The 25,888-nt window shown below is 67.1% G+C and carries 21 protein-coding genes and 1 other RNA gene; 14 read left to right on the forward strand and 8 right to left on the reverse strand.

What is annotated here, in order from left to right:
- The first annotated feature begins 2 nt into the window (after positions 1 to 2).
- Complete coding sequence (locus VGN82_RS23875; RefSeq protein ID WP_327529570.1) at positions 3 to 2,231, forward strand: glycoside hydrolase family 3 N-terminal domain-containing protein; 2,229 nt, start codon at positions 3 to 5, stop codon at positions 2,229 to 2,231.
- Positions 2,232 to 2,365: 134 nt separating this feature from the next.
- Positions 2,366 to 2,569, forward strand: a complete 204-nt coding sequence (locus tag VGN82_RS23880) for a cold-shock protein (protein ID WP_327529571.1) — start codon at positions 2,366 to 2,368, stop codon at positions 2,567 to 2,569.
- A gap of 341 nt (positions 2,570 to 2,910) precedes the next feature.
- Here the strand turns inward: VGN82_RS23880 and VGN82_RS23885 are convergent, their stop codons facing one another.
- Positions 2,911 to 3,774 carry a DMT family transporter gene (locus VGN82_RS23885; RefSeq protein WP_327529572.1) on the reverse strand — a complete coding sequence of 288 codons (864 nt, stop codon included), beginning with the start codon at positions 3,772 to 3,774 and terminating at the stop codon, positions 2,911 to 2,913.
- A 104-nt stretch (positions 3,775 to 3,878) separates the two neighbouring features.
- Between VGN82_RS23885 and VGN82_RS23890 the strand changes: the two genes are divergently transcribed.
- From VGN82_RS23890 to VGN82_RS23915, 6 genes are all read left to right on the forward strand, one after another.
- The gene (locus tag VGN82_RS23890; protein ID WP_327529573.1) at positions 3,879 to 5,312 is read left to right on the forward strand and encodes an aminotransferase-like domain-containing protein; all 1,434 of its coding nucleotides are present in this window, start codon (positions 3,879 to 3,881) and stop codon (positions 5,310 to 5,312) included.
- Positions 5,313 to 5,382: 70 nt separating this feature from the next.
- Positions 5,383 to 6,396, forward strand: a complete 1,014-nt coding sequence (locus tag VGN82_RS23895; protein ID WP_327529574.1) for an ArsR/SmtB family transcription factor — start codon at positions 5,383 to 5,385, stop codon at positions 6,394 to 6,396.
- Positions 6,396 to 7,307, forward strand: a complete 912-nt coding sequence (metF, locus tag VGN82_RS23900; RefSeq protein WP_327529575.1) for a methylenetetrahydrofolate reductase [NAD(P)H] — start codon at positions 6,396 to 6,398, stop codon at positions 7,305 to 7,307. Before VGN82_RS23895 ends, metF begins: the two co-directional genes overlap by 1 nt.
- 53 nt (positions 7,308 to 7,360) lie before the next feature.
- Positions 7,361 to 11,113 (forward strand): methionine synthase, encoded by a 3,753-nt coding sequence (metH, locus tag VGN82_RS23905; RefSeq protein WP_327529576.1) that lies wholly within the window; start codon positions 7,361 to 7,363, stop codon positions 11,111 to 11,113.
- Entirely contained in the window at positions 11,110 to 11,526 is a 417-nt protein-coding gene (locus VGN82_RS23910; protein ID WP_327529577.1) for a GNAT family N-acetyltransferase, read from the forward strand. The genes metH and VGN82_RS23910 overlap by 4 nt, the downstream gene beginning before the upstream one ends.
- A 124-nt stretch (positions 11,527 to 11,650) precedes the next feature.
- Positions 11,651 to 12,220, forward strand: coding sequence for a flavodoxin family protein (locus tag VGN82_RS23915; RefSeq protein ID WP_327529578.1), 570 nt, complete (start codon positions 11,651 to 11,653; stop codon positions 12,218 to 12,220).
- 64 nt (positions 12,221 to 12,284) lie between these two features.
- Here VGN82_RS23915 and VGN82_RS23920 read toward each other — a convergent pair whose 3' ends face one another.
- From VGN82_RS23920 to VGN82_RS23935, 4 genes are all read right to left on the reverse strand, one after another.
- Positions 12,285 to 13,223 carry a sensor domain-containing diguanylate cyclase gene (locus VGN82_RS23920; RefSeq protein ID WP_327529579.1) on the reverse strand — a complete coding sequence of 313 codons (939 nt, stop codon included), beginning with the start codon at positions 13,221 to 13,223 and terminating at the stop codon, positions 12,285 to 12,287.
- Positions 13,224 to 13,319: 96 nt separating this feature from the next.
- Positions 13,320 to 14,552 carry an ABC transporter permease gene (locus VGN82_RS23925; protein ID WP_327529580.1) on the reverse strand — a complete coding sequence of 411 codons (1,233 nt, stop codon included), beginning with the start codon at positions 14,550 to 14,552 and terminating at the stop codon, positions 13,320 to 13,322.
- Positions 14,549 to 15,310 carry an ABC transporter ATP-binding protein gene (locus tag VGN82_RS23930; protein ID WP_327529581.1) on the reverse strand — a complete coding sequence of 254 codons (762 nt, stop codon included), beginning with the start codon at positions 15,308 to 15,310 and terminating at the stop codon, positions 14,549 to 14,551. The genes VGN82_RS23925 and VGN82_RS23930 overlap by 4 nt, the downstream gene beginning before the upstream one ends.
- An 82-nt stretch (positions 15,311 to 15,392) precedes the next feature.
- The gene (locus VGN82_RS23935) at positions 15,393 to 17,078 is read right to left on the reverse strand and encodes an efflux RND transporter periplasmic adaptor subunit (protein WP_327529582.1); all 1,686 of its coding nucleotides are present in this window, start codon (positions 17,076 to 17,078) and stop codon (positions 15,393 to 15,395) included.
- 227 nt (positions 17,079 to 17,305) lie between these two features.
- On the opposite strand from VGN82_RS23935, the gene VGN82_RS23940 reads away from it, so the two are divergent.
- Entirely contained in the window at positions 17,306 to 19,729 is a 2,424-nt protein-coding gene (locus VGN82_RS23940; RefSeq protein ID WP_327529583.1) for a membrane-bound PQQ-dependent dehydrogenase, glucose/quinate/shikimate family, read from the forward strand.
- 53 nt (positions 19,730 to 19,782) lie between these two features.
- Here VGN82_RS23940 and VGN82_RS23945 read toward each other — a convergent pair whose 3' ends face one another.
- Both VGN82_RS23945 and VGN82_RS23950 read right to left on the reverse strand, forming a co-directional pair.
- On the reverse strand, positions 19,783 to 20,586 hold the full coding sequence (locus VGN82_RS23945; protein WP_327529584.1) for a peptidoglycan recognition protein family protein: 804 nt from the start codon (positions 20,584 to 20,586) through the stop codon (positions 19,783 to 19,785).
- Positions 20,583 to 21,329, reverse strand: coding sequence for a TerB family tellurite resistance protein (locus VGN82_RS23950; protein WP_327529585.1), 747 nt, complete (start codon positions 21,327 to 21,329; stop codon positions 20,583 to 20,585). The genes VGN82_RS23945 and VGN82_RS23950 overlap by 4 nt, the downstream gene beginning before the upstream one ends.
- Before the next feature lie 344 nt (positions 21,330 to 21,673).
- Here VGN82_RS23950 and VGN82_RS23955 point away from each other — a divergent pair, with 344 nt between their 5' ends.
- A complete protein-coding gene (locus VGN82_RS23955) occupies positions 21,674 to 22,306 on the forward strand; it encodes a transglycosylase SLT domain-containing protein (RefSeq protein WP_327529586.1) in 633 nt (210 codons plus the stop codon).
- A 57-nt stretch (positions 22,307 to 22,363) separates the two neighbouring features.
- Positions 22,364 to 22,755: RNase P RNA component class A (gene rnpB, locus VGN82_RS23960), an RNA gene on the forward strand.
- A 155-nt stretch (positions 22,756 to 22,910) separates the two neighbouring features.
- Here the strand turns inward: rnpB and VGN82_RS23965 are convergent.
- On the reverse strand, positions 22,911 to 23,333 hold the full coding sequence (locus VGN82_RS23965) for an organic hydroperoxide resistance protein (RefSeq protein WP_327529587.1): 423 nt from the start codon (positions 23,331 to 23,333) through the stop codon (positions 22,911 to 22,913).
- 219 nt (positions 23,334 to 23,552) lie between these two features.
- Here VGN82_RS23965 and VGN82_RS23970 point away from each other — a divergent pair, with 219 nt between their 5' ends.
- The 3 genes from VGN82_RS23970 (at position 23,553) to rsmH (ending at position 25,888) form a co-directional block, all read left to right on the forward strand.
- Entirely contained in the window at positions 23,553 to 24,017 is a 465-nt protein-coding gene (locus VGN82_RS23970) for a MarR family winged helix-turn-helix transcriptional regulator (protein ID WP_327529941.1), read from the forward strand.
- 351 nt (positions 24,018 to 24,368) lie between these two features.
- On the forward strand, positions 24,369 to 24,848 hold the full coding sequence (locus VGN82_RS23975; RefSeq protein ID WP_327529588.1) for a division/cell wall cluster transcriptional repressor MraZ: 480 nt from the start codon (positions 24,369 to 24,371) through the stop codon (positions 24,846 to 24,848).
- Positions 24,845 to 25,888, forward strand: coding sequence for a 16S rRNA (cytosine(1402)-N(4))-methyltransferase RsmH (rsmH, locus tag VGN82_RS23980; protein ID WP_327529589.1), 1,044 nt, complete (start codon positions 24,845 to 24,847; stop codon positions 25,886 to 25,888). The genes VGN82_RS23975 and rsmH overlap by 4 nt, the downstream gene beginning before the upstream one ends.

Genomic DNA, 25,888 nt, shown 5'->3' on the forward strand with positions numbered 1-25,888 from the left:
CCATGACACTGCGGCTTGCCGCCACGCTTCTCGCCTGCTGCCTCGCCATTCCGTCCCTTGGGACGCGCACATCGGCGCAACAGCCGCCCGCACCGCAGGCGGTCGGGTGGAAGACGGGCCGGGAGGCAACCGCGATCGAGCGGCGCATCGACGGCCTGCTCGGACAGATGACGCTGGAGGAGAAGGTCGGTCAGCTGCATCTGTCAGGACGGGGCGAAGGCTTCGACATCAACCAGGTCAGGGCCGGCCGCATGGGCGCGGTGATGAACTTCGTCGTGCCAGCCGAGGTGCTGGAGGTACAAAAAGCGGTTCGCCAGACGCGGCTGAAGATTCCGCTGATCATCGGGCTCGACGCCGTCCATGGTTTCTCGACCTATTTCCCGCTGCCGCTCGGCCAGGCCGCGACCTGGAATCCGGGGCTGATCGAGGAGGCGGCCTACTGGACCGGCCGGGAGGCTTCCGCCGCCGGCATCAACTGGACCTTCGCGCCGATGGTCGACATCTCGCGCGATCCGCGCTGGGGCCGGGTTCTCGAGGGCGCGGGCGAGGACGCCTTTCTCGGCTCCGTCGTCGCGGCGGCGCGCACGCGTGGCTATCAGCGCGGCGGCGTCGCCGCCTCGGTCAAGCATTTCGTCGGTTATGGCGCCGCCGAGGGCGGGCGCGACTACAACTCGACCTGGATCCCGACGAGCCAGCTCCACGACCTCTTCCTGCCGCCGTTCAAGGCTTCGTTCGAGGCCGGCTCGATGACGGCGATGGCGGCGTTCAACGCTCTGAATGGCATTCCGGCCACGGCCCACAGGGGCATGCTCACCGATCTGCTGCGCGGGAAATGGGGCTTCAAGGGCTTCGTTACCTCCGATTTCGGCTCGATCACGGAGCTTCGCCTGCACGGAATCGCCAAGGACGACGCCGAGGCCGCGCGCAAGGCGCTGCTCGCTGGCATCGACATGGACATGATGGGCGATGTCTTCCACAAGCACCTCGCCGCCGAGGTCAAGGCCGGCCGCGTCCCGGTGAAGGCGCTCGACGAGGCCGTGCGACGGGTGCTGCGGGTCAAGTTCCATCTCGGCCTGTTCGACAAGCCCGACGTCGATCCCGAGGCGGCCCCGGCGCTGATGCAGACGCAAGCTGCACGCGATGTGGCGCTCAAGGCCGCGCAGGAAGGCGCGATGCTGCTCAAGAACGCCGACGCGACCCTGCCGATCAAGCCGTCCGTGAAGTCGATCGCTGTCATCGGCGCGATGGCGCGGCCCGAGGACGAACGCGTCTGGACCGACCCTGCCGGGCTGGGCCGGCGCGTCGTGCAGGCGCTGCCCGAGGCGCTGATGGAGCGGCTGCCTGCGGATGTCGCCGTCGCCTACGAGCCCGCCTTCACCAAGGCCTGCGGCACGGAGTTCGCCGACAAGGAAGCGGCGGTGCGCGCCGCGGCTGCGAGCGACCTGATCGTCGCCATGCTCGGCGAGGATTGCGAGTTCATGGGCGAGGGCGCCTCGAGGACCAAGCTCGACCTGCCCGGCGTCCAGCAGGAACTGCTCGCGGCGCTGGTCGCGACGGGCAAGCCGGTGGTGCTGGTGCTCGCCACGGGGCGGCCCCTCATCCTGAGCTGGGCCGACAGCCACGTCGCGGCGATCCTGCAGACCTTCCATGGCGGTACCGAGGGCCGCACGGCCATCGCCGACATCCTGACCGGCAAGGTCAATCCGTCGGGCCGGGTGCCGATGAGCTTTCCGCGCTCTGTCGGTCAAGTCCCCGTCTATTACGACCAGCTCCCGACAGGGCGGCCGCAGAAGATCCGTCAGCGCTATGAATCGATCTACATGGACGAGCCCAACGAGGCGCTCTACCCGTTCGGCCACGGACTCTCCTATACCCGCTTCGCCTATGCCAATGCGCGCGTGTCGCGGCCGAGCATCCCGCTCAACGGCGCGGTCGAGGTTTCGGTTGATGTGACCAATGCGGGCGAGCGTGATGGGCAGGAGGTCGTGCAACTCTACATCCGCCAGCCGGTCGCGACCCGCTCGCGGCCGCTGCGCGAATTGAAGGGCTTCGACAAGGTCATGCTGCGAGCCGGCGAGACCCGTACCGTGCGCTTCCGACTGGAGGCTGCGCGGCTTGGCGCTCATGACGAGGTGGGGCGCTATACGGTCGATCCGGGCGAAGTCGAGATATATCTTGGAGGGTCATCCCGGACTTCGGTCATGACGCGCTTGCTTCTGACAAAGTCTTGATCATCAGGCTAGCTTGCCGGCTTCTTCTTTGTTCTCGACAAGCATGAAAATTCGGTCAATCCTTCAAAGGCGCGACCAATGGACGCTTGTATCCGTCGGCCGCGAAGACGCTAAGGCTTCCAAAGGATGCGGCGATGGCGACTGGCACCGTCAAATGGTTCAATACCGAGAAGGGCTTTGGTTTCATTCAACCCGCTGATGGCGGCAAGGATGTGTTCGTGCACATAACTGCCGTAAAGGAAGCGGGCCTGATGACGCTGACAGAAGGCCAGCAAGTCTCGTTCGAGCTCAAGACCGAACGCGGCAAGACGGCGGCGGGCTCACTGCAGGTGAGGTGAGCCTATCGGCATAATGAGCCCAGCGCGTGCGCCTTGCTCGCGCGGCCAGCGGTTGCGTGTTGATGGCGTGCCCCTGGCGGTTCTGCCGTGGTGCGCCATCCCGCGAAGGGCGCGCTTGGGCCAGTTGTCGGTTGCTGTCCTTCTGGTCGAACCTTCCCTGATTTCAGGGCAATCTTGTGAGTGATCCCGGTCTGGGTCGCTCGCGTTACAGGAAGCCATTGGGTCTCGCCGGCCGCGCAAGGCGAACAGAGGCGAGCTCGTCGGGCCGGGCATCGCTTCGGGCCTGAGAGCGGGGTGGCTCTGCACAAGGCATGGCCGCGCCAGCACCTTCGACTGCGGCGCTAGCGTGCGAAGCGCTTCGCGCCGGCGACGCAGGCCGCCACAGCGACTGACACGGCGAGCATCTGCCAGCTCACGGTCTCGCCCAGCAGGAGCCCGGCCAGCGCCAGGCCGAAGAAGGGCTGCAGCAGCTGCAATTGTCCCACGGCGGCGATGCCGCCCTGTGCCAGGCCGCGGTACCAGAAGACGAAGCCGATCAGCATGCTGAACAGCGAGACATAGGCCAGACCCATCCAGGCGGGCTGGCCGGTTTCGGCGAAGGAGGCCGGAAGCAGGCTGAGTGCGAGGCCGGCCGTAACGGGCAGCGACAGCAGCAGGGCCCAGGAGATCACCTGCCAGCCGCCGAGCCGGCGGGACAGGGCGGCGCCTTCGGCATAGCCGAGGCCGCAGAGGGTGATCGCGGCCAGCATCAGCAGGTCGCCGGTCGGCGAGGCGGTGAAGCCTTGCGCCAGGGCGAAGCAGGCGACGAGGCCGCTCCCAAGGCAGGAGAACACCCAGAAGGTCGGGTGCGGGCGCTCGCCGCCGCGGACCACGCCGAAAAGCGCGGTGGCGAGCGGTAAAAGCCCGATAAAGACGATCGAGTGCGCCGAGGTGACGTGCTGAAGCGCGAAGGCCGTCAGCAGCGGAAAGCCGATGACGACGCAGAGAGCCACGACCATCAGTGGCAGCACGTCGCTGCGTTGCGGTCGCCTTTCCCGGAAGGCCACCAGCAGGGCGAGCGCGACCAGGCCCGCGATGGCGGCCCGGGCCAGGGTGAGGAAGACCGGGTCGAAATCCGCGACCGCAACGCGCGTTGCGGGGAGGGAGCCGCTGAAGATCAGCACACCCAGAAGGCCGTTGATCCAGCCACTCGTCATCTTGTCCATCGTCGGGTTCCGCCTCGCCTTCTGCATCGGTTGGCGGTGTGAAATTCTCCAGAGACAGTTCAGTACAGTTCGGACAAACTGTACTGGCAATGGAGGCCGTACGGATGGGTCCGAGTGCGCTGACGGATGGCGATGGCGGGACGCGCGTCGGCCTTGTCATGCAGGCTCTCAGGGCGCGTATCGCCGGGCGCGTGCTGGCTCCGGGCGCCCGCCTGCCGTCGATCCGAGCCTTTGCCGAGACGATGGCGGTTTCCAAATCGACGGTCGTCGAGGCCTATGATCGCCTTGCGGCCGAGGGCGTGATCCAGGCGCGCCGCGGCTCCGGCTTCTATGTCGTGGGGCATGCGCAGCCGTTTTCGGTCGCCGATCTCGGGCCCAGGCTGGAGCGCGCGGTCGATCCGTTCTGGGTCTCGCGGCAAACGCTCGATGCCGGCGAAACCGTGCTCAAGCCGGGCTGCGGCTGGCTGCCGGCGGACTGGCTGCCGCAGGATGCCTTGCGTCGCGCGCTGCGCACGGTGTCGCGCGCGCCGGCCGAGACGCTGGCGGATTATGGTACGCCGCTGGGGTCGTTGCCGCTCCGGCAGTTGCTGGGCCGGCGACTGGCGCTGCACGGAATCGAGGCCATGCCGGACAGCATCATGCTGACGGAGTCCGGCACGCAGGCGCTGGATCTGGTCTGCCGCTTCCTGGTCGAGCCCGGCGACACGGTTCTCGTCGACGACCCCTGCTACTTCAACTTTCATGCGCTGCTGCGCGCCCACCGCGTCCGCATCGTCAGTGTGCCTTATACGCAGCATGGGCCGGATCCGGTCGCGTTCGAGCAGGTCCTGACGGAGCAGCGCCCGCGGCTCTACATCACCAACTCGGCGCTCCATAATCCTACGGGTGCGACCCTCTCCCCGGTCGTGGCGCATCGGGTTCTGAAGCTTGCCGATCAGTTCGGGCTGACGATCGTCGAGGACGATATCTTCGCCGATTTCGAGCTGGAGCCGGCGCCGCGTCTGGCCGCCTTCGATGGGCTCGACCGGGTCGTCCAGATCGGCAGCTTCTCGAAGGCGCTCTCGGCGTCGGCACGCTGCGGCTACATTGCGGCGAGGCGCGACTGGATCGACGGGTTGATCGACCTGAAGATCGCAGCCTCCTTCGGCACCGGCCGCCTGGCGGCGGAGATGGTCCTGACCATCCTGAAGGACGGCAGCTATCGCAAGCACATGGACGGCCTGCGGTCGCGTCTCGCCCGCGCCATGGGGGAGACGTCGCGGCGGCTGCGTGCGATGGGTGTCGAGCCCTGGATCGAGCCGCGTGGCGGCATGTTCCTGTGGTGCGCGCTGCCCGAAGGGTTGGATTCGTCGGTGATCGCCCGGCAGCTGCTCGCCGAGGGCATCGTTCTGGCGCCCGGCAATGTCTACAGCCTGTCGCAAACGGCGGGGCGGTTCCTTCGCTTCAATGTCGCGCAATCCAGCGATCCGCGCCTGTTCAGCGCGCTTGGGCGAGCCATGGCAGCGGGCACGCGACATGGCCGCGCCGGCACAGTTTGAACTTGCGCTGGTGTGCTGTCTGACATAAAGATATCTTTATATCTTTTTTCATTCACGCGGAGTCGCACGCTTGCGCCAGCCGACCACGCTCTCCTCGGATGTTCTTCTCGCCGGCCTGCGCGCCGCGGGCGAGGAGACGCGGCTGCGCATCTTGGCGCTGCTGTCCGAGGGCGAGTTATCGGTGTCAGATCTGACCGACATTCTCGGCCAGTCGCAGCCGCGCATCTCGCGCCATCTCAAGCTTCTGGCCGAGGCCGGGCTGGTCAGGCGCTCGCGCGAGGGCGCCTGGGCCTTCTTCCGGCTCGACGAGACCGGAGCTGGCGGTGCCTTTGCCGCGTCGCTGGCGGCCTGGCTCGACCGGTCCGATCCGGTGCTGGCGGCGGATCGCGAGCGGCTTGCCGCTGTGCGGGGAACGCGAGCCGAAGTGGCGCAGACCTATTTCGCCAGCGTCGCCCGCGACTGGGATCGCCTGCGCCGGCTGCACGTGCCTGATGATGCCGTCGAGGCGGCGGTCGAGGCGGCTGTCGGCGATGGGACGCCGGGCAGCATGCTCGATCTCGGCACCGGCACGGGCCGCATGCTGGAGCGCATCGCGCCGAAATTCGGCCGGGCTGTCGGCGTCGACGCCAATCACGCCATGCTCGCCGTGGCGCGCGCCAATCTCGAGAAGGCGGGGCTGTCGCGTGTCGAGCTGCGCCAGGGCGACATCTATGCGCTGCCGTTTCCGCGCGGCGCCTTCGATCTCGTCATCATCCATCAGGTGCTGCACTTCCTCGACGATCCCGGCCGCGCGGTGCGCGAGGCTGCGGCGATGCTGAGCCCCGGCGGGCGGCTGATCGTCGTCGATTTTGCGCCCCACGAGATGGAATTCCTGCGCACCGAGCATGCCCATCGCCGGCTGGGTTTCTCGCAGGCGCAGATCGCCGGCTGGTTCGCGGAGAGCGGGCTGAGCTGTGACATGTCCGAGGAAATCACGATGGCCGGGGGTGGCTCCGGCCAGTTGCCGGTGATGCTCTGGCGGGGCAGGGACCGGCGCGTCCAATCCGATCCGGTGCAGCGTCAGAACAATCTAGAGGTGGCCTGATGAACGCGTTTCGCCCCAGCCGGCATGGCTCCCGCCGCCCGAAGGTGTCCTTCGAGTTTTTCCCGCCCAAGACGGAGGAGATGGAGGTCACGCTCTGGGAGAGCGTGCGCCGGCTCGAGCCGCTCGGACCCTCCTTCGTCTCGGTGACCTATGGCGCCGGCGGCTCCACGCGCGAGCGCACCCATGCCACCGTCAAGCGCATGGTCGAGGAAACCGGCCTCAAGCCGGCGGCGCATCTGACCTGCGTGTCGGCGTCCCGCGACGAGGTCGACGAGGTCATCCGCGCTTACTGGGATGCCGGCGTGCGCCACGTCGTGGCGCTGCGCGGTGATCCGGCCGGTGGGCTCGGCACGGCCTACGAGCCGCACCCGCAGGGCTATCACCAGACTTCGGACCTGGTCGCCGGCCTCAAGCGCATCGGCGATTTCGAGGTCACCGTCTCGGCCTACCCCGAGAAGCACCCGGAAGCGGCGTCGCTCGACGCCGACATCGATGCGCTGAAGAAGAAGGTCGATGCAGGCGCGACGCGTGCGATCACCCAGTTCTTCTTTGATAACGACGTCTATTTCCGCTATCTCGACAAGGTTCGGGCTGCCGGGATCAACATCCCGATCCTGCCGGGGATCGTGCCGGTCCAGAACTTCAAGCAGACCGCCAATTTCGCCCGCAAGACCGGGGCGAGCGTGCCGCAATGGCTCGCCGACCGCTTCGAGGGGCTGGAGGACGACGCGGCGACGCGCCGCCTGGTCGCGGCCGCTGTCTGCGCCGAGCAGGCGCTGGACCTGATCGACCGCGGCGTTGGCGACCTGCATTTCTACACGATGAATAAAGCCGACCTCGTCTATGCGATCTGCCATCTCGTCGGGGTCAAGCCCGAGAAGGCGGCAGAGCAGGCCGCCGCGGCGGCGTGAAACCATAGCCAAGTGACTGTGCGGGCCGATCCGGGTTCGATGAAAGCGTAACGATGACCGACTTCACCCCCACCCCCGTCGACGGCGCCGAGATCGAGCGCGCGCTGCGCCAGTCCGCTTCCGAGCGCATCCTCGTGCTCGACGGCGCGATGGGCACCCAGATCCAGAACCAGAAGTTCTCGGAGGCCGATTTCCGGGCCGAGCGCTTCAAGGGCTGGAACCACGACCTGAAGGGCAACAACGACCTTCTGGTTCTGACCCAGCCCGAAGCGATCCGTGACATCCACCTGGCTTACTTCCGGGCCGGCGCGGACATCGTCGAGACCAATACCTTCTCCTCGACCCAGATCGCCCAGGCCGACTACGGCATGGAGGCATTGGCCTATGAGCTGAACGTGGAAGCTTCGCGCGTCGCCCGCGAGGCGGCCGCGATCGCGCAGAAGGAGGACGGCCGCCGCCGCTATGTCGCCGGCGCGATCGGCCCGACCAACCGCACGCTCTCGATCTCGCCCGACGTCAACAATCCCGGCTACCGGGCGGTGACCTTCGACCAGGTGCGTGATTCCTATGCCGAGCAGGTGCAGGGACTGATCGATGGCGGCTCCGAGATCATCCTGATCGAGACGATCTTCGATACGCTCAACGCCAAGGCCGCGATCGTCGCGACCGAGCAGGTCTTCCGCGAGCGGGGCATCCGCCTCCCGGTGATGATCTCCGGCACGATCACCGACCTCTCCGGCCGGACGCTCTCCGGGCAGACCACGGAAGCCTTCTGGAATGCGGTGCGCCATGCCGCGCCACTGACCATCGGGCTCAACTGCGCGCTCGGTGCCCGCGAGATGCGCGCCCATATCAAGGATCTTTCGCGCGTCGCCGACACGCTGATCTGCGCTTATCCGAACGCCGGCCTGCCGAACGAGTTCGGCCTTTACGACGAGAGCCCCGAGGCGACGGCGGCGATGCTCGCCGAATTCGCCGATGCCGGGCTCGTCAATGTCGTCGGTGGATGCTGCGGCACGACGCCCGGCCATATCGAAGCCATCGCCAAGGCCGTGGCCGGCAAGGCGCCGCGTTCCGTGCCGGCGATCAAGCCCTATCTGCGGCTGGCGGGGCTGGAGCCCTTCACGCTCGACGAGACCATCCCCTTCGTGAACGTCGGCGAGCGGACGAATGTCACCGGCTCGGCCAAGTTCCGCAAGCTGATCACCAATGGCGACTATGCGGCGGCGCTCGACGTGGCGCGCGACCAGGTCGCCAATGGCGCGCAGGTCATCGACATCAACATGGATGAGGGCCTGCTCGATTCCGAGAAGGCGATGACCGAGTTCTGCAACCTGATCGCCTCTGAGCCGGACATCTCCCGCGTGCCGATCATGGTGGACTCGTCCAAGTTCCATGTCATCGAGGCGGGGCTGAAGACGATCCAGGGCAAGCCGATCGTCAATTCGATCTCCATGAAGGAGGGCGAGGCGGCCTTCCTCGAACATGCCCGGATCTGCCGCGACTACGGCGCGGCCGTCGTCGTGATGGCCTTCGACGAGAAGGGCCAGGCCGACACCTATGAGCGCAAGATCGAGATCTGCTCCCGCGCCTACAAGCTCCTGACCGAAGAGATCGGCTTCCCGCCGGAGGACATCATCTTCGACCCGAACGTCTTCGCGGTGGCGACGGGTATCGAGGAGCACGACAACTACGGCAATGATTTCATCGAGGCGGCCAAGACGATCCGCGAGACGCTGCCACATGCGCATATCTCGGGCGGCGTCTCGAACCTGTCCTTCTCGTTCCGCGGCAACGAGAAGGTCCGCGAGGCGATGCACTCGGTCTTCCTGTACCACGCCATCAAGGTCGGCATGGACATGGGCATCGTCAATGCGGGCCAGCTCGGCTCCTATGACGATCTCGACCCGGAGCTGCGCGAACTCTGCGAGGATGTCGTCCTCAACCGCCGCAAGGACTCGACCGAGCGCTTGCTCGACGCGGCGCCGCGCTTCAAGGGCGATGGCTCGGTCGCCGTATCCGGCAAGGATCTCGCCTGGCGGGAACTGCCAGTCGAGAAGCGGCTCGAACATGCGCTGGTCAACGGCATCACCGCCTTCATCGACGCAGACACCGAGGAGGCGCGGCAGAAGGCCGAGAAGCCGCTGCACGTCATCGAAGGGCCGCTGATGGCCGGCATGAACGTGGTCGGCGACCTGTTCGGCGCCGGCAAGATGTTCCTGCCGCAGGTGGTGAAGTCGGCCCGCGTGATGAAGCAGGCGGTTGGCTATCTCATGCCGTTCATGGAGGAGGAGAAGCGCCTCAACGGCGGCTCCGAGCGCGCCGCTGCCGGCAAGGTGCTGATGGCGACGGTGAAGGGCGATGTCCACGACATCGGCAAGAACATCGTCGGCGTCGTGCTCCAGTGCAACAATTACGAGGTGATCGACCTCGGCGTGATGGTGCCGACGCAGAAGATCCTCGACACGGCGCGCAAGGAGAAGGTCGACATCATCGGGCTGTCGGGCCTCATCACCCCCTCTCTCGACGAGATGGTCACGGTTGCGACCGAGATGGAGCGCGAGGGCTTCGACATTCCGCTGCTGATCGGCGGAGCGACGACGAGCCGCGTCCACACCGCGGTGAAGATTCATCCGAGCTATGAGCGCGGCCAGGCCGTGCATGTGAACGACGCCTCGCGCGCCGTCGGCGTCGTCTCCAGCCTGCTCTCCAGCGAGCAGAAGGGGCCCTATGTCGAGGGCGTCAGGGGCGAGTACGCCAAGGTCGCAGCCGCCCATCGCCGCTCCGAGGCCGACAAGCAGCGCCTCCCGATCGAGAAGGCGCGCGCCAACGCCTTCAAGCCTGACTGGGCGGGATACCAGCCGCCGAAGCCGAGCTTCTTGGGCACCCGGACCTTCCGGACCTATGATCTCGCGGATCTCGTGCCGGTGATCGACTGGACGCCATTCTTCCAGACCTGGGAGCTGAAGGGCCGCTTCCCGGCGATCCTGGAGGACGAGAAGCAGGGCGAGGCGGCGCGCGCGCTCTGGGACGACGCGCAGGTGATGCTGAAGCGCATCGTCGAGGAGCGCTGGTTCAATCCGAAGGCGGTGATCGGCTTCTGGCCGGCCAATCAGGTCGGCGACGACATCCGTCTCTACACCGGCGAGAGCCGCTCCGAGACGCTCGCCACCTTCCATGGGCTGCGCCAGCAGCTATCGAAGCGTGACGGCAAGCCCAACATGAACATTGCCGATTTTGTCGCGCCGGAGGGCGTGGCGCCGGATTACATCGGCGCTTTCGTGGTCACGGCCGGCGCGGAAGAGGAGCGGATCTCGGAGAAGTTCGCGCGGGATAACGACGACTATCGCTCGATCATGGTCAAGGCTTTGGCAGATCGCTTCGCGGAAGCCTTCGCCGAGCGCATGCACCAGCTTGTGCGCAAGGAATACTGGGGCTATGCGCCCGACGAGTCCTTCTCGAACGACGAGCTGATCCGCGAGGAATATCAGGGCATCCGTCCGGCGCCGGGCTATCCGGCCCAGCCTGACCATACCGAGAAGGCGACGCTGTTCTCGTTGCTCGAGGCGGAGCGCCGCGTCGGCGTCAAGCTGACGGAGAGCTTCGCGATGTGGCCGGGATCCTCGGTTTCCGGCCTCTATCTCTCGCACCCCGACGCCTATTACTTCGGCGTCGCCAAGGTCGAGCGCGATCAGGTCGAGGATTACGCGGCGCGCAAGGGCATGCCGATCCACGAGGTCGAACGCTGGCTCGCCCCGATCCTCAACTACGAGCCGTCGGCCTATCGACTGGAAGCAGCGGAGTGACAATCCGCAAGGCGACGGTTGCCGACCAACCGCGCATTCATGCGATCCGGATGGGCGTGAAGGAGAACGTGCTCTCCGATCCGTCGAAGGTGACCGACGAGGAGGTTGCCTGGTATCGCGAGCAGGCGATCTTCCTCGTCGCCGAGGAGGACAACGAGGTCGTCGGCTTCGCCTGCGGCAATCACCTGAGCGGATTGGTCTGGGCGCTCTTCATCGATCCCGGCCATGAGGGCCGCGGCCATGGTCGCGCGCTCCTCGACGAGACTCTGGCGAGGCTCAAGGCCGCCGGACACTCGCAGGCGCATCTCAATACCGGGGGGGGAACGCGCGCCGAGCGCTTCTATCGCCGGCATGGCTGGCGCGACATGGGCTACGACCTCGGCGGGCAGGTCGTCTTCGTTCGGTCGCTCTGAAGGACTTCCTTGCGGCAACGCCATGGCGAGGCTGCGCCGCTGCAACGGCGTCGGCATTGAAGCCGTCGTTGCGCTGCAACATCTTGGTGGCACCCCACGGATTCACTTCCACAGAGGCTTGCCCATGACCAAGATCGCCATCGTGTTCCACTCCGGCTATGGCCACACCAAGAAGGTCGCCGAGACTGTCAAGGCCGGTGCCGCGTCGGCCGGCGCCATCGTCGATCTCGTCGCGATCGATGCCGACGGCAATCTTCCGGAGGCGGGCTGGGAAACGCTCAAGGCGGCCGATGGCATCATCTTTGGCGCGCCGACCTATATGGGCATGGTCTCCTGGCAGTTCAAAAAGTTCGCGGATGCCTCCAGCAAGCCCTGGTACACGATGGACTGGAAGGGCAAGGTCGCAGCCGGATTCACCAATTCAGCGACGCTGAACGGCGACAAGGGCTCGACGATCGCCTATCTCGCGACGCTGGCCGCCCAGCACAAGATGCTGTGGACCGGCACGGGCATGCACCCGTCCAACGCCAAGGCCCATGGCCGCGATGATCTCAACCACCTCGGTGGTTATCTCGGCCTGCTCGTGACGTCGCCGTCCGATGCCGGCGTCGACGAGATGGTCTCTGGCGACTTGAAGACGGCGGAAGCCTTCGGCCGGAATGTGGCCGATGTCGTGAAAAGCGTGAAGGGCTGAGTGCCTTAAGTTTCTCGCTGTGTTGCTGGCGGGCCGCGATCCGAACAGGGTTGCGGCCTTGGCATCAGCCCACGAGTGCCGACGCCATCACAGGCTTCGCGACCATGCCGTCGAACACCCGGACGCGGTTGTTGCCCGCCGCCTTGGCGACATAGAGCGCCGCGTCGGCCTCGGCGAACAGGGTCTTCGGTTCGTGCCGATGAGCCGGTTTCAGGATGGCCGCGCCGATCGTGACGCCGATCTCTATGGGCATCGCGTCACGCGGCACCGGGCGGGCGAGCAGTCGATGCGCCCCTTCAAGCGTCGCGGCCAGGCCGGCGTGTCCGCCCGGAACACGCAGCAGCAGCGCGAATTCGCAGCCGCCGATGCGTGACACCAGGACGGCGTCCGGGAACAGCCGCGCGAGCCGTTCGCCAAGGCAGCGCAGGCATTCATGCGCGCCAGCATGGTCATGCTCTTCGCGGAGCGCCGCGAAATCATCGATGCAGAGCACGGCCAGCGCAAAGCCATGCGAGCCGTCGGCATGGCGGCTGAGTTCGCGGGCCGCCGTCTCGAAGGCACGGCGGTTGGCGAGCCCGGTCAGCGGGTCGTTGCCGGCGAGCGTCACGAGCCCGTCCCACATCCTCTTTTCGGCAGTGATGTCCTGCTTGGAGCCGAAAATGCGGACAGGACGCCCATGCTCATGGTTCACGCCGACGCGCAGGCGCATCCAGCGGCTCTGGCCGCCGACCCGAAGCTGGCAATCGAGGGCAAAGCCCTTTCCTGTCTGGATGGCAGCCGCACGCCGCTTCTCCATCTCGCTCCGGCTTTGGCTCTGATAGATGTCGAGCGTCGCGGCGCGCTGCAGCTTGGAGCCGCGCGGAAGGCCGAAAAGGTCGTAGACCTCGTTCGTCCAGGACAGTGTCTGATTGGAAAGATCGCAGGCCCAGGCGCCACCCGGTGCGAGGGCCGCCTGATCGTAGAGGCGGCCGGCGACGAGAGTTGAGCTTGGCGTCGGGCTCAAGGCATGGTCCCCGGCGAGAGCGGTTTCGACCTCTAGAGCCGAGGCTATGAGCGATCCGTTAAGCGATCCTTGCCGACCTCGCGCGGGCGGCTCCTGTCACTCCCGCCTCAACGCCTCGATCGGGTCGAGCCTCGCGGCCTGCCTTGCGGGGTAGAAGCCGAAAAAGATGCCGATCATGCCGGACACGCCGACAGCGATCAGAATTGTCTCGATCGAGACAACGGATGGCCAGCCGGCCACTCGCGCAATCGTGAGCGCCGCGCCGATGCCGAGAGCGATGCCGACCGCGCCGCCGATGGTGGCCAGTGTCGTCGCCTCGATCAGGAACTGTGCCAGCACGTCGCGCTGCCTTGCGCCCACCGCCAGCCGCAGGCCGATCTCGCGCGTGCGCTCGGTCACCGAGACCAGCATGATGTTCATGATGCCGATACCGCCGACCAGCAGCGAGACACCGGCGACCGCTGCCAGCAGCCAGGACAGCGTGGTCGCCGCCTGGGTCGCGGTGTTCGCGATCTCGGTCAGGTTGCGGACGATGAAATCGTCGTCCTGGTCGGCCATCAGGCGGTGGCGCTGGCGCAGGAGGGCGCTGGTCTGCTCGATGCCGGGGGCGATGGCATCCTCGCTGGCGAACTTGACCATGATCGTCTGGACCGAGCGGTCGCGGGCATAGTTGCGGCCGACGATACGGCGCCGGCCGGTGTCGAGCGGCACGAAAATGACGTCGTCCTGGTCCTGGCCGAGCGCCGACTGCCCCTTGGAGGCCATCACGCCGATGACCTTGAACGGGACATTGCGGATGCGGAACAGCTGGTCGATCGGATTCTGCTCGCCGAAAAGATTCCTGGCCACGGTCTGGCCGATGATGGCGACGATCTCGCCGCGGCGCAGCTCTTCCGGTTCGAACAGCCGGCCCTCGGCTACGTCCCATTCCCGCGCCGTGAAGAAATCGAGGTCCGTCGCGGTGATCTGCGTCGACCAGTTGGTGCCGGCATAGACGGCCTGGGCGCGGGTGACGAGAACGGGCGCCGCGGCGACGACGTCGTCCAACTCCTTTGCGATCGCAACTGCATCCTCGTCCGTTAGGGTGGAAGACGCGCCCGCGCCGAGCCGCACGCCCCCTTGCGTGACGTTGCCGGACTGGATGATGGCGAGGTTTGCGCCGAGCGACTTGATCTGCGAGGTCACCCTTGCGCGCGCGCCGGAGCCGATCGCGACCATGGCGATGACGGCCGCGACGCCGATGATGATGCCGAGCATGGTCAGGGCCGAGCGCAGCGCGTTTGCGCCGATGGCCGAGAGAGCGGAGCGGATCGCCTCCAAGATGCTCATGCTGCGTCCTCCGCGGCGGGCTCGGGCTGCTGGGCGCCGGCGTCGATCGCGGCGAGTGCCATGCGGGCATCGGCGGGGGCCTGGCGCTTATCGCTCAGGAGCTTGCCGTCGCGAAAGCGGATGACCCGACGGGCATGGCGCGCGACCTCGGCGTCATGGGTGACGAGCACGACGGTGACGCCGTCGCGGTTGAGGTCCTGGAAGAGCGCGAGGATCTCGAGCGCGGTCCGGCTGTCGAGCGCGCCGGTCGGCTCGTCGGCAAGCAGCAGCTGCGGCTCGTTGACGAGCGCGCGGGCAATGGCGACGCGCTGCTGCTGGCCGCCGGAGAGCTGCATCGGGCGGTGATGGGCGCGCTCGGCGAGGCCGACGCGGCCGAGCGCGGCGAGTGCCCGCTCGCGCCGGTGCTTGCGGTCGGCCCCTGCATAGACCATCGGCAGTTCGACATTGGCGCAGGCATCGACACGCGGCAGCAAGTTGAACTGCTGGAAGACGAAGCCGAGCTTGCGGTTGCGCAGTTCGGCGAGGCCATCGCCATCGAGCGTCTCGACCGAGACCCCGTCGAGCCGATAGTGCCCGCCGGTCGGCCGGTCGAGGCAGCCGACCAGGTTCATGAAGGTCGATTTGCCCGAGCCGGACGGGCCCATCACGGCGACGAGCTCGCCGGCCTCGATATCGAGTGAGACATGGTCGAGCGCGGTGACGCGACCGGAATCGAGATCATAGACGCGGGACAGGTCGCGGGCTTCGATCAGAGGCATGGCGCGCTCCCCCCTTTTATTCCCGCTAAACTGCCGCGTGCCGCGACGGAACGCTGGCGCGGACCGTGACCGCGCACCGCCATCAGAACAGCCGCGGGCCGCGGACCGGCGGTCCGCCCGCCGGTGCCGTGGAGGTGGCAGCACGAGGGCCGCCGCCGGTGATGACGGCCTGGCCATCCTTCAGATCGCCGGAGACGAGCTCGGTATAGGCGCCGTCCGTCGGCCCCAGCATCACCGGGACCGCCTTGGGCTGGCCGTCGTCGCCGAGGACATAGACACGGCCGGGCGTACCCTGTGCCGGGGCAACGCGACCTTCGCGCATCATCGCCTCGAACTTGGCCTTGCGCTCCGGGTCGAGCACGGCCGCGACCTTGGTGATCATGTCGGTGCGGGTCTTGCGGAAGGCGGCGCGGCGCTCTTCGTCGGAGAGGCCGGCCATGGCCTCGCGGAAGCCGGCACGACCGTCCTGCATGACCGCTGCAATCGCCTGCTTCTGCTCGGGCGTCGGCTGTAGCTCGGTATCGATGCGCTCGCGAAAGGCCGCCCCCTGTGCGCCGCCGCGGCCGCCTTGACTGCCAGCTTGTCCTGGGCCCTGACCGGGCGTCGCGCGCGGAAGCGCCGCCGGGGCGGTCGAGACGGCGGCTCCGGCCGGACGGAAGCGCAGCGCCGCATTGGCGACGCGCAGCACGTCGCGGCGATCCTCGGTGACGACCTGGAGATTGGCGGTCATGCCCGGCAGCAGCGCCATGTCGGCGTTCTCGACGCGGATCACGCCGGTATAGGTGACGACGTTCTGGATCGTCTGGGCGCCGAGGCGCACCATCTCGACGCGACCCTCGAAGTTGCGGTTCGGATAGGCGTTGACCGTGAAGCTGGTAGGCTGGCCCGGTTTCAGCCGGCCGACATCGGCCTCGTCGATATTCGCGTAAATGTCGATCACGCGCAGATCCTGCGCGATCTGGAACAGGGTCGGCGACGAAAGCGAGGCCGCGACAGTCTGGCCCAGGTCGATCTGGCGCTGCACCACGACGCCATCGACCGGCGAGCGGATGTCGGTGCGCTGAAGATCGATCAGGATGTCGTTGAGCTTGGCTTCGCGGCTGCCGATCAGCGCCTCGCCGGACTGCACCTGTCCTTCGGCGAGCAGGATGTCGGCATCGAGCCCGTTGAGTTCGGCCTTCGCCGAGGCGATCTGGGCCTCGCTGGAGGCGAGCGTCGCCGTCTGGATCTCGACCTGCGTACGCGCCGTGTCGAGCGTCTGCTGTGAGCCGGCGCTGCGGTTGAAGAGTTCGTTCTGGCGCTCGAAAGTGCGCTTGGCGTCGGCGAGCTGGGCTGCCGTCCGGTCGCGCTGCGCCTCGAGATCCTTGACGGTCGAATTGGCTTTCACGCGGGTTGAACGGGCGCGGTCGAGCTGGGCGCGCTTGACGACCAGATCCGCTTTCGCCTGTGCGACATCCGCCTGGGCGGCATCGCGGCGGGTCTTGATCTGGTCGCTGTTCAGGCGCGCGACGATCTGGCCCGCCTTCACCTGCGAGTTGTAGTCGGCCAGGATCTCGACGATCTGGCCGGAGAGCTGCGAGCCAACGAGGACGGTCGTGACGGGGGTCAGCGTGCCGGTCGCGCGCACCGCCGCGGTGATCTGCCCGCGGTCGACCGGAGCGGTGCGGTAGGCCATGTCATTGGCTGGACCACCAACCGGGCGCAGCGTCCAGTAGCCGGCCGCCAAGACGAGGGCCGCCAGTCCAGATCCGATCAACCACTTGCGCAAAGGTCATCCCCATCCTCGCGCAGGCGAGGCAGCCTGCGTCAGCATCCGCAGCATGCCAGAAACCGTTGCGGGCAGCGAGTTAACTTATTGCAATGTTGCGGATAAGTCGGTCGTTCGGCGGTCGGCGCGCGCATCGAGGGTGGTTCGCGTGACGAGCGAGAGCCGCACAATGCTCGCCGGCAGCGCGCGCTGCTGCGGCCCATCCCACCCTTCGGGCGTTGCATCGCATGACGCTCTCGGTCAAGCTCACGGCCTGTGGCGCTGGCTGGGGTGTCATTTCCGTGACATTGTCAGATGGGCTGAGAGCGGTTGGATGCATCGCCGTCGGCTCAGTGGTCGGCGTCACGGGCCTCTGCATGCTCGCCGGCGGGATCCAGCTGACCACGCTGGGTGGCTCCTGGTATTTTGCGTCGGCGGGGCTCGGCCTCGTGGCTGCGGGCTTTCTCATTGCCAGGCGGCACCCTGCGGGGGCGGCGATCTACATGATCGTCTTTGCCGCGACCATCGTCTGGTCGCTGTGGGATGCGGGACCAATCTTCTGGCCGCTGTTCTCGCGCCTGGTCATGCTGGCGGCGCTCGCCGTCCCGGTCCTGTTGCTCGCGCCGGCCTTTCGCAGTAGCGCGCACCCCGCGCCATGGCGCCTCGCATATGGTGCCGCGGCTGCTCTGGTCGTTGCCCTGGCGGCTACGCTGTACCTGGCATTTCAGCCGCATCCCTCCCAGACGGCGGATGCGGCGCCCGCACCGCGTCCCGGCCGAGCGACGGGAGCGGTCGAGGGCGGCGACTGGCGCTACTGGGGGCGCACGCCGTCCGGCACGCGTCATGCGCCGCTGGACCAGATCACGCCGGGCAATGTGACCGGCCTGGAGATCGCCTGGACCTACAGGACCGGAGAGATCCCGAAAAACGACCATCAGGCGCATGTCGTCACGCCGCTCTACGTGAATGGCGCCCTTTACGGCTGCACGCAGTCGAGCCGCCTGTTCGCGCTCGACGCGGAAACCGGAAAGCAGATCTGGGTGTTCGATCCGAAGACCGGCGAGAGCGTTTTCCCCCGCTGCCGCGGGGTCGGTTATCATGACGAACGTGCAGCGGGTCCGATCGACGGGCAAAGTTCGCAGGCGATGCCGGCCTGCACGCGTCGGATCATCGCAACCACGATCGATGCCCGCCTGCTTGCCGTGGATGCGCTGACGGGGCTCAGCTGCAGCGGCTTCGGGGAGAACGGCACCGTCAGCCTGCGTGTCGGCATGGGGCGGAGCAGGCCCGAATTCTACTTCCCGACCGCGGCGCCAACGGTCACGCGCGATCTCATCATCGTCGGCGGCCTCGTCTGGGACGATCAGGAGCTGGGCGAGCCGTCGGGGGTCGTCAGGGCCTTCGACGTGCGCACGGGCGCGCTGGTCTGGGCCTGGGATCTCGGGAATCCCGCCATCACCGGCCTGCCGCCCGAGGGCAAGAGCTATACGCCCGGCACCCCGAATGTCTGGTCTACGCCGGCCTTCGACGAGGCTTTGGGCCTCGTCTACCTGCCCACCGGCAACGCGACGCCGGATTTCTGGGGTGGGCACCGGACGGAGGCGGATGACCGCTATTCATCTTCGGTGGTGGCGCTGGACATCGCCACCGGCCGCGAGCGCTGGCGCTTCCAGACTGTCCGCCACGATCTCTGGGACTATGACGTACCGTCGCAGCCCGCGCTCTACGACGTTCCGGACGGCAAGGGCGGTACCATTCCGGTGCTGATCCAGACCACCAAGCATGGACAGATCTTCATGCTGGACCGGCGCGACGGTCGATCCGTAACAGAGGTCGTGGATCGGCCGGTGCCGCAGGGGGGCGTCGCAGACGAGCGGGTTGCCGCTACGCAGCCCTTCTCGATCGGCATGCCCGCTCTCGGGGCGGAGCCGTTGAGCGAGCGGCGCATGTGGGGGCTGACCCCTCTGGACCAGATGGTTTGCCGCATCCGCTTCCGCCAGGCGCGCTACGAAGGCACGTTCACGCCGCCGAACGAGCGCTGGACCATTCAGTATCCGGGATGGTTCGGTGGCGCCAATTGGGGCTCCAACGCCATCGCAGAGAACCTGGGGTATCTCATCGTCAATGACAGCCGCTTCGCGATGATGCACCGGCTCGTCCCTCGCGCAGAATACGATGCGAGGATCGCGGCCAGCGGCGGCCATGGTGGCGGCAACCCGCAGCGCGGCACGCCCTGGGGGGCCGATCAGAACCGGTTCCTGTCGCCGCTGCGGATTCCCTGCCACGAGCCACCCTATGGCACGATCAACGCCATCGATCTGGCCACGCGACAGCTGGTCTGGTCGATGCCGCTGGGCACGATCGAGGAGACCGGCCCGCGAGACATCCCCACGCGCTTGCCCATTCCGATCGGCATGCCCAGCCGCGGCGGGCCGATCACCACCTCGTCCGGCGTTGTCTTCATCGCCGCGTCGCAAGATTCCTACCTCCGGGCGCTGGACGTCCGGACGGGGCGCGAACTCTGGAAGGGGCGCTTGCCGGTTGGAGCGGAGACCACGCCGATGACCTACATGTCCCCCAGCGGCAGGCAGTTCGTGATCATCAGCGCCGGCGGACATTCGGCAACGCCGGCGAAGGGCGACTACGTCGTCGCATTCGCGCTTCGTCGATAGCGCCGGACGGAACGATGCCTGGCTCGCCACCGCCCGCGCGCAACGAGCGGGTGTCAGGCGGTCCGTGCCCTCTGCGTCGTCGCCAGCAGGTCGCGCAGGGTCGTGATCGTCGAGGCGTCCGCGACGCCGTCGACCTTGTCCTGGCGCCAGTGGCGCTGGAAGGCCGCGACCACCGCCTCAAGGCGCTCGTCATAGATGCCATCGACAGTGACGCCGTAGCCCAGCATCGCGAACATCGCCTGCAACGCCTCGACCGGCTGTCCGCTGTCGCCGCGCGCGAAGAAGCGGCCGCCGCGGATGGGCGCCGGTTCGCTCCAGAGCCCGACGCCACCTTCGGCGAAATGGCGCCAGGGAAATTTCTCGCCCGGATCGATCTTGCGCCCCGGGGCGACGTCGGAATGGGCGAGGACTCGCTCGGGCGGGATCGACCAGCGCTCGCAGATGTCGCGGCAGAGGTTCAGTGTCGCGGCAATCTGCTCGGGCGGGAAATCGGGGAGGCCGCCCGGATGGCCGGGATTGGCGATCTCGATGCCGATCGAGCAGGAGTTGATGTCGGTCTCGCCGGCCCATTGCGAGGCGCCTGCGTGCCAGGCGCGACGGCCTTCGGGAACGAGCTGAAGCGTATGGCCGTTCTCGAAGACGAAGTAATGCGAAGAGACCTGCGAGACCGGGTTGCAGAGCCATTGCAGGGCTTCGCCGGCATCGGGCATGCCGGTGTAGTGCAGGATCAGCATGTCCGGCCGGCGCGCGGGTGCGTGCTCGGCGGGCGTGCCGTTGCCGGACTTGCGATCGCCGTGATTGGGGGAGGGGAAGACCTTCGTCGCGAAGCGGCTGTCGGGCGTGTTCGTCGGACTCATGCGGGCTCCGGGAGCCCGATGGCGAGGCCACGCTCCTTCTCGATGGCGTCCCATGCGGCGTTGATGGCCGACAGGCGCTTCGTGGCGATCGTCACCGCCTCCTCCGGCAGGCCGCGCGCGATCTCGCGATCGGGGTGGTTCTCCGCGACCAATTGGCGATAGAGGCGCTTCAGCTCTGCATCGCTCATCTCGCGGCTGGCGCCGAGCACGAGATACGGATCGTCGGGCCGGCGGGCGTGACGCGCCTCGATCCTGGCGAAATCGGCCTCGCCGATGCCGAAGATGCCTGCGACGTCGTGCAGATAGGCATGCTCCGCCTCGTGGATCGCGCCATCGGCGGCGGCGATCAGGAAAAGCCCGTCCAGCACGTCCTCGAGCAGGGCCGGCTCGTCGCGGAAGCTCTCGGCGATCTGGCTGGCATAGGCCTCGAAGCCCGCGCTGGTCTGCTTGGCGAGGTCGAACAGCATCTCGATGCGCTTATGCTGGTCGGGCGGGACGATGACGATACGCTCGAACGCCGCGACCTCGTCGCGCGTCACGACGCCATCGGAACGCGCCATCTTGGCGGAGAGCGCCACGAGTCCGGTGGTGAAGATCAGCTCGCGCGAGGCCGGGCCGAAGGGGGCTCCTTCGCGGTCGATGAGCATGTGGCCGGCAAGGGCGCCGACCAGCGCACCGAGCGGGCCGCCCAGCGCCAGCCCGAGGCCGCCACCGCCCAGCGCCCCCCAGAATGTTGAAACCATCGTGCAGGCGTCTCCGGGCCTAGTGCGCTGACATGATAGCGGCGTGGGACAGGGCAGGACAGCCCGACACGGTCGCAGCGGTCCGCTTTTCTGATTGGAGAGGCAAATACGTCGAGAATGCGGCGAAAGTCGTAAGCCGGCGTCAATACCGCAGATCGCCGGCGCGGCACGCCGTGCTGATTTGCGATTTACATGGGCAATACTTGCAAGCAAGTTATCGTATATCCGAATCAATGTAATAAAATCTGACCGATTTCGCGACGGCGGAGACAGATTCTCGTCACATTTACTGATCAATTGACTGTCGCTTCCAGCCATTTCCCAGACGGAAGGTTCAGTCGATCATGCGATATATCTGCAGCGGCGCTGGTGCCGCCCTCGCGATTTGCCTCGCAACCCTGCAGCCGGCTCTGGCCACCTCGGCCATGGTGAATGACGAGACGGACATCCGTGCGCTCATCGTCCGGGATGCGGAGATCCGACGCGCGAAGGAGGCCGGCGAAGCCGGTGCAGACAGGGCCGGTACCGCGGCCGCCGCTTCGACAACCGCCGCCGCGGGCCATGCGAAGGCCGGACGCCCTGTCGCGCTCGCCGCACCCGCGGGATCTGACGGGCTGAGGGCGCTGGTCGCGCGCCATGCCGCTGCCAACGGCGTACCGTTCTCGCTGGCCGATGCGATCGTGCGGGTCGAGAGCCGCTACAATCCCCGCGCCTCGCACGCCGGCAATTACGGCCTGATGCAGATCCGCCACCAGACGGCGCGTGGCATGGGCTATTCCGGCGGCGCCGGCGGGCTGCTCGATGCCGAGACCAATGCGCGTTACGCCATGAAGTATCTGGCGATGGCCTATCGTGCCGCCGGTGGCGACACCTGCCGCACCATCATGAAGTACCAGAGCGGCCACATGGCAGAGCGCATGAGCGGCGCCAACCGCACCTATTGCGCCAAGGTTCGCACGATCACCGCGCGCAATTGAGGCTTTCGCGCCGCCTCGGCTTGACGCGGCGCCTGGGAACGCGCACTAGCCCCGCCGCCAGTCGGCCGGACGGCCGCTCTCGTTCGCGAGGGAGGAAAGTCCGGGCTCCACGGAAACACGGTGCCGGATAACGTCCGGCGGGGGCGACCCCAGGGAAAGCGCCACAGAGATCGAACCGCCGTGCGCCTCGGCGCGCGGTAAGGGTGAAAAGGTGCGGTAAGAGCGCACCGCGGACCCGGCAACGGGGACGGCATGGCAAGCCCCACCGGGAGCAAAACCGAATAGGGACGATGCTTCCCGCGCGAGCGGGGAGGGGCTTGTTTCTGAGCCTTGTCGTCCGGGTTGGTTGCTCGAGGCGCGCAGCGATGCGCGTCCCAGAGGAATGGCCGTCACGTCGGGGGAGCGATCCTCCGGCCATCCAGAACCCGGCTTACAGGCCGGCTGGCACCTTGCAAATTCTACTCCGGCGGGCATCTGAAGCGACTTTCTGCGCTTCCGGTGCTCACGGACTTGATGTCCGCTGCGCTCCGGTTCTCGAAAGCCGCTCCAGCTGCCTCGCCGGAGCGAATTTGCGGTCGCACTTGCCTGAAGGACGCTCAAGCGATCAAGCGACCTTCAGCTCGACCGGGATGTTGCCGCGCGTCGCGTTAGAATACGGGCAGACGATGTGGGCCTTCTGGACGAGGTCCTCGACCACGGCCTTGTCGACGCCCGGCACCGAGATGGTGAGCTTCACCTCCAGGCCGAAACCACCGCCATCGTCGCGCGGGCCGATGCCGACATCGGCACTGACTTTCGCATCATCCGGGATCTTCACCTTCTCCTTGCCGGCGACGAATTTCAGCGCGCCGAGGAAGCAGGCCGAATAGCCCATGGAGAAGAGCTGCTCGGGGTTGGTGCCGTCGCCGCCGCCGCCGCCGAGTTCCTTGGGGGTGTTCAGGACGACCGAGATGTTGCCGGTGTCGGTGGCGGCCTTGCCTTCACGGCCGCCAGTGGCCGAGCCATGCGCAGTGTAGAGGATCTTCATCGGAAAGCTCCTTCGGTAAGGGGGCGGCAAGTGTCCCGGATGATCCGGAGAGCGACCGCCGTGCCCCCGGGGTTGCGTGAATGATTTAGATCGTGCACAATCTAATTGTCAACGATCTAAATCCGATTGTTCACGGAGAGGTGATTGCGCGGCTGCCCCGGTTCTGGTTTTCCGTCGGGGCAGGTGCGGTCGATGTGGCTGCGAGCGAACAGGGAAGCGATGGCGGCGAAAAAAGTTCCCGAGCGGCGTGAGCCTCGGTTGGAGGAGCAGCTCTGCTTCGCGGTCTATCAAACCGGGCACGCCTTCACGCGGATGTACCGCTCGATCCTCGTCGATCTGGGGCTGACCTATCCGCAGTATCTGGTGATGCTGGTGCTGTGGGAAGGCGACGGTCTGTCGGTGAAATCCTTGGGCGAAAGGCTGGCGCTCGACTCCGGCACGCTGACGCCGCTGCTGAAGCGTCTCGAGGCGTCGGGCCTGATCCGCCGCGAGCGCAGCCGCGAAGATGAGCGGCAGGTCCTGCTGCGTCTGACCGAGGCCGGCGAGGCATTGCGCGAGAAGGGGGCTTGCGTGCCCGAGGCGATGGGGCAGGCCATCGGCGAGGCGGTTCAGCCGGGCGGGCGGCTGCTGGCTGACCTGGAGGCGCTGCGCGCTGCGCTGCTGAAAGCCGCCGGCCAGGACTGAGCATCCAAAAAATATTTGCTCTGGAAACGACGGTGGCTTGCTTGCCGCGGGGCGCTGATCTGCGCCTGTTGCCCCGAAATTGCGCGCGGTTACGGATACTTAACCTTAACGAGCTGTGATGCTTCGACGCTCTTGCAGGCATGCTCCCGCGTGCCCGATTCCATTGACGCCCATAACGCCCCATGCTATCCCAAATCATCCCGTCGAAACCGGCAGGCGACAGTCAGATCAGGGTCCGTGTGCCGCGCGGATTTCGGTCGACCCTCTCGCTTTGCCTGCTTCGACGGGAGGCCTCGGCCCCGCCTGAGATGTGGCCTGGCAGGTGGGTGGAGAGCAGGCCGGGAGGCGGCGTTGACGGACCGCTTCGTCTCGAATTTCACCAATCGGCTGGACGCCAAGGGGCGCGTCTCGATCCCGTCGAGTTTTCGCGCCGTGCTGGCGAAGGACGGCTACGAGGGGCTCTACGTTCATCCCGCGCTGGATCTGGCGGCCTTCGATGCCGGCGGACATGCGCTGCGTCGAACCATCGACGATATTCTCGCACGCTTCTCGCCCTTTTCGGAGGAATGGGAGTCGCTGTCGACGGCGCTGAACGGCACGTCCGAGGTGTTGAAGGTCGATCCGGAGGGGCGCATCATGCTGAGCGAGGCGTTGAAGGCGCATACGGGGATCACCGATGCCGTCACCTTCGTCGGGCATGGTCACAAATTCCAGATCTGGGAACCCGAGCAGTTCCGGGCGCATCTCGATGCGGCGCGGGCGAGGCTGCGCGACGTGAAGCGCGCGTTCGGATCGCAGATGCTCGCTCCGGGCGGGAGCTCGGGCGCATGACGAAGGCTGATGATCGGAAGGGTGGCGCTGGCGGCGAGGCCGAGGCAGCGCACGTGCCCGTGCTGCTGGCCGAGGTTCTGGCCGCGCTCGTGCCGAAGCCGGGCGGCCGCTATCTCGACGGGACCTTCGGTGCCGGTGGCTATTCCCGCGCGATCCTCGATGCCGCGCCCGGCGCGACGCTGCTTGCGCTCGACCGCGATCCGACGGCGATCGCAGGCGGAGCTGGCCTCGTCGCTGCGATGGCCGGTCGCCTGACGCTGTCGCAGGCGCGCTTCGGCGAGCTGGCGACCGAGGCCGAGCACTTCCGGATGGTGCCGCTCGACGGCGTGGTGCTCGATATCGGCGTTTCGTCCATGCAGATCGACCAGGCCGAGCGCGGCTTTTCATTCCGTTTCGACGGGCCGCTCGACATGCGCATGGGCCGCACGGGCCGAAGCGCCGCCGACTTCGTCAACGAGGCGGAAGAAGGCCAGCTCGCCGACATCTTCTACCATTATGGCGAGGAGCGTCGTTCGCGGGCCGTGGCCCGCGCTGTGGTCGAGGCCAGGCGCAAGGCGCCTCTGACGACGACGAAGCAATTGGCCGATCTCGTTGCGGGCATCGTCTGGGCCGAGCCCGGCGGTCCACATCCGGCAACGCGGGTGTTCCAGGCACTGCGGATCGCGGTCAATGACGAGCTCGGCGAGCTGGTTTCGGCCCTGCATGCGGCCGAGGCCGTGCTCGCGCCCGGCGGGCGGCTCGTCGTCGTGACCTTCCACTCGCTGGAAGACCGCATCGTCAAGCAGTTCCTCGCCGAGCGTTCGGGGCGGGCACCCGCCGGCTCGCGCCATGCGCCGGTCATCGCCGTGGCGCAGCCGACCTTCAGCCTCGTCAGCCGTGGCCCCGTCACGGCTTCCGAGGCGGAGATGCGGAGCAATTCGCGGGCGCGGCCGGCGAAGCTCAGGGCGGCGGAGCGCAATGCTGCCCCGGCACGTCCGGCCGATCCGGATCTCGTCGCCCTCGCAGGCATTCCCGCAGCCCAGCCCCGCCGGAGGACCTGA

It is taken from the genome of Allobosea sp., from assembly GCF_035999205.1.
Lineage (GTDB): Bacteria > Pseudomonadota > Alphaproteobacteria > Rhizobiales > Beijerinckiaceae > Allobosea.

Bases quoted from the DNA above. Each gene is read 5' to 3' on its own strand.
- metH (WP_327529576.1), top strand. From the start codon at position 7,361: ATGACCGACTTCACCCCCACCCCCGTCGACGGCGCCGAGATCGAGCGC.
- VGN82_RS23915 (WP_327529578.1), top strand. From the start codon at position 11,651: ATGACCAAGATCGCCATCGTGTTCCACTCCGGCTATGGCCACACCAAG.
- VGN82_RS23965 (WP_327529587.1), bottom strand. From the start codon at position 23,333: ATGAAGATCCTCTACACTGCGCATGGCTCGGCCACTGGCGGCCGTGAA.
- VGN82_RS23970 (WP_327529941.1), top strand. From the start codon at position 23,553: ATGGCGGCGAAAAAAGTTCCCGAGCGGCGTGAGCCTCGGTTGGAGGAG.
- VGN82_RS23880 (WP_327529571.1), top strand. From the start codon at position 2,366: ATGGCGACTGGCACCGTCAAATGGTTCAATACCGAGAAGGGCTTTGGT.
- VGN82_RS23930 (WP_327529581.1), bottom strand. From the start codon at position 15,310: ATGCCTCTGATCGAAGCCCGCGACCTGTCCCGCGTCTATGATCTCGAT.
- metF (WP_327529575.1), top strand. From the start codon at position 6,396: ATGAACGCGTTTCGCCCCAGCCGGCATGGCTCCCGCCGCCCGAAGGTG.
- VGN82_RS23875 (WP_327529570.1), top strand. From the start codon at position 3: ATGACACTGCGGCTTGCCGCCACGCTTCTCGCCTGCTGCCTCGCCATT.
- VGN82_RS23955 (WP_327529586.1), top strand. From the start codon at position 21,674: ATGCGATATATCTGCAGCGGCGCTGGTGCCGCCCTCGCGATTTGCCTC.
- VGN82_RS23890 (WP_327529573.1), top strand. From the start codon at position 3,879: ATGGGTCCGAGTGCGCTGACGGATGGCGATGGCGGGACGCGCGTCGGC.
- VGN82_RS23925 (WP_327529580.1), bottom strand. From the start codon at position 14,552: ATGAGCATCTTGGAGGCGATCCGCTCCGCTCTCTCGGCCATCGGCGCA.
- VGN82_RS23945 (WP_327529584.1), bottom strand. From the start codon at position 20,586: ATGAGTCCGACGAACACGCCCGACAGCCGCTTCGCGACGAAGGTCTTC.
- rsmH (WP_327529589.1), top strand. From the start codon at position 24,845: ATGACGAAGGCTGATGATCGGAAGGGTGGCGCTGGCGGCGAGGCCGAG.
- VGN82_RS23885 (WP_327529572.1), bottom strand. From the start codon at position 3,774: ATGGACAAGATGACGAGTGGCTGGATCAACGGCCTTCTGGGTGTGCTG.
- VGN82_RS23940 (WP_327529583.1), top strand. From the start codon at position 17,306: ATGACGCTCTCGGTCAAGCTCACGGCCTGTGGCGCTGGCTGGGGTGTC.
- VGN82_RS23950 (WP_327529585.1), bottom strand. From the start codon at position 21,329: ATGGTTTCAACATTCTGGGGGGCGCTGGGCGGTGGCGGCCTCGGGCTG.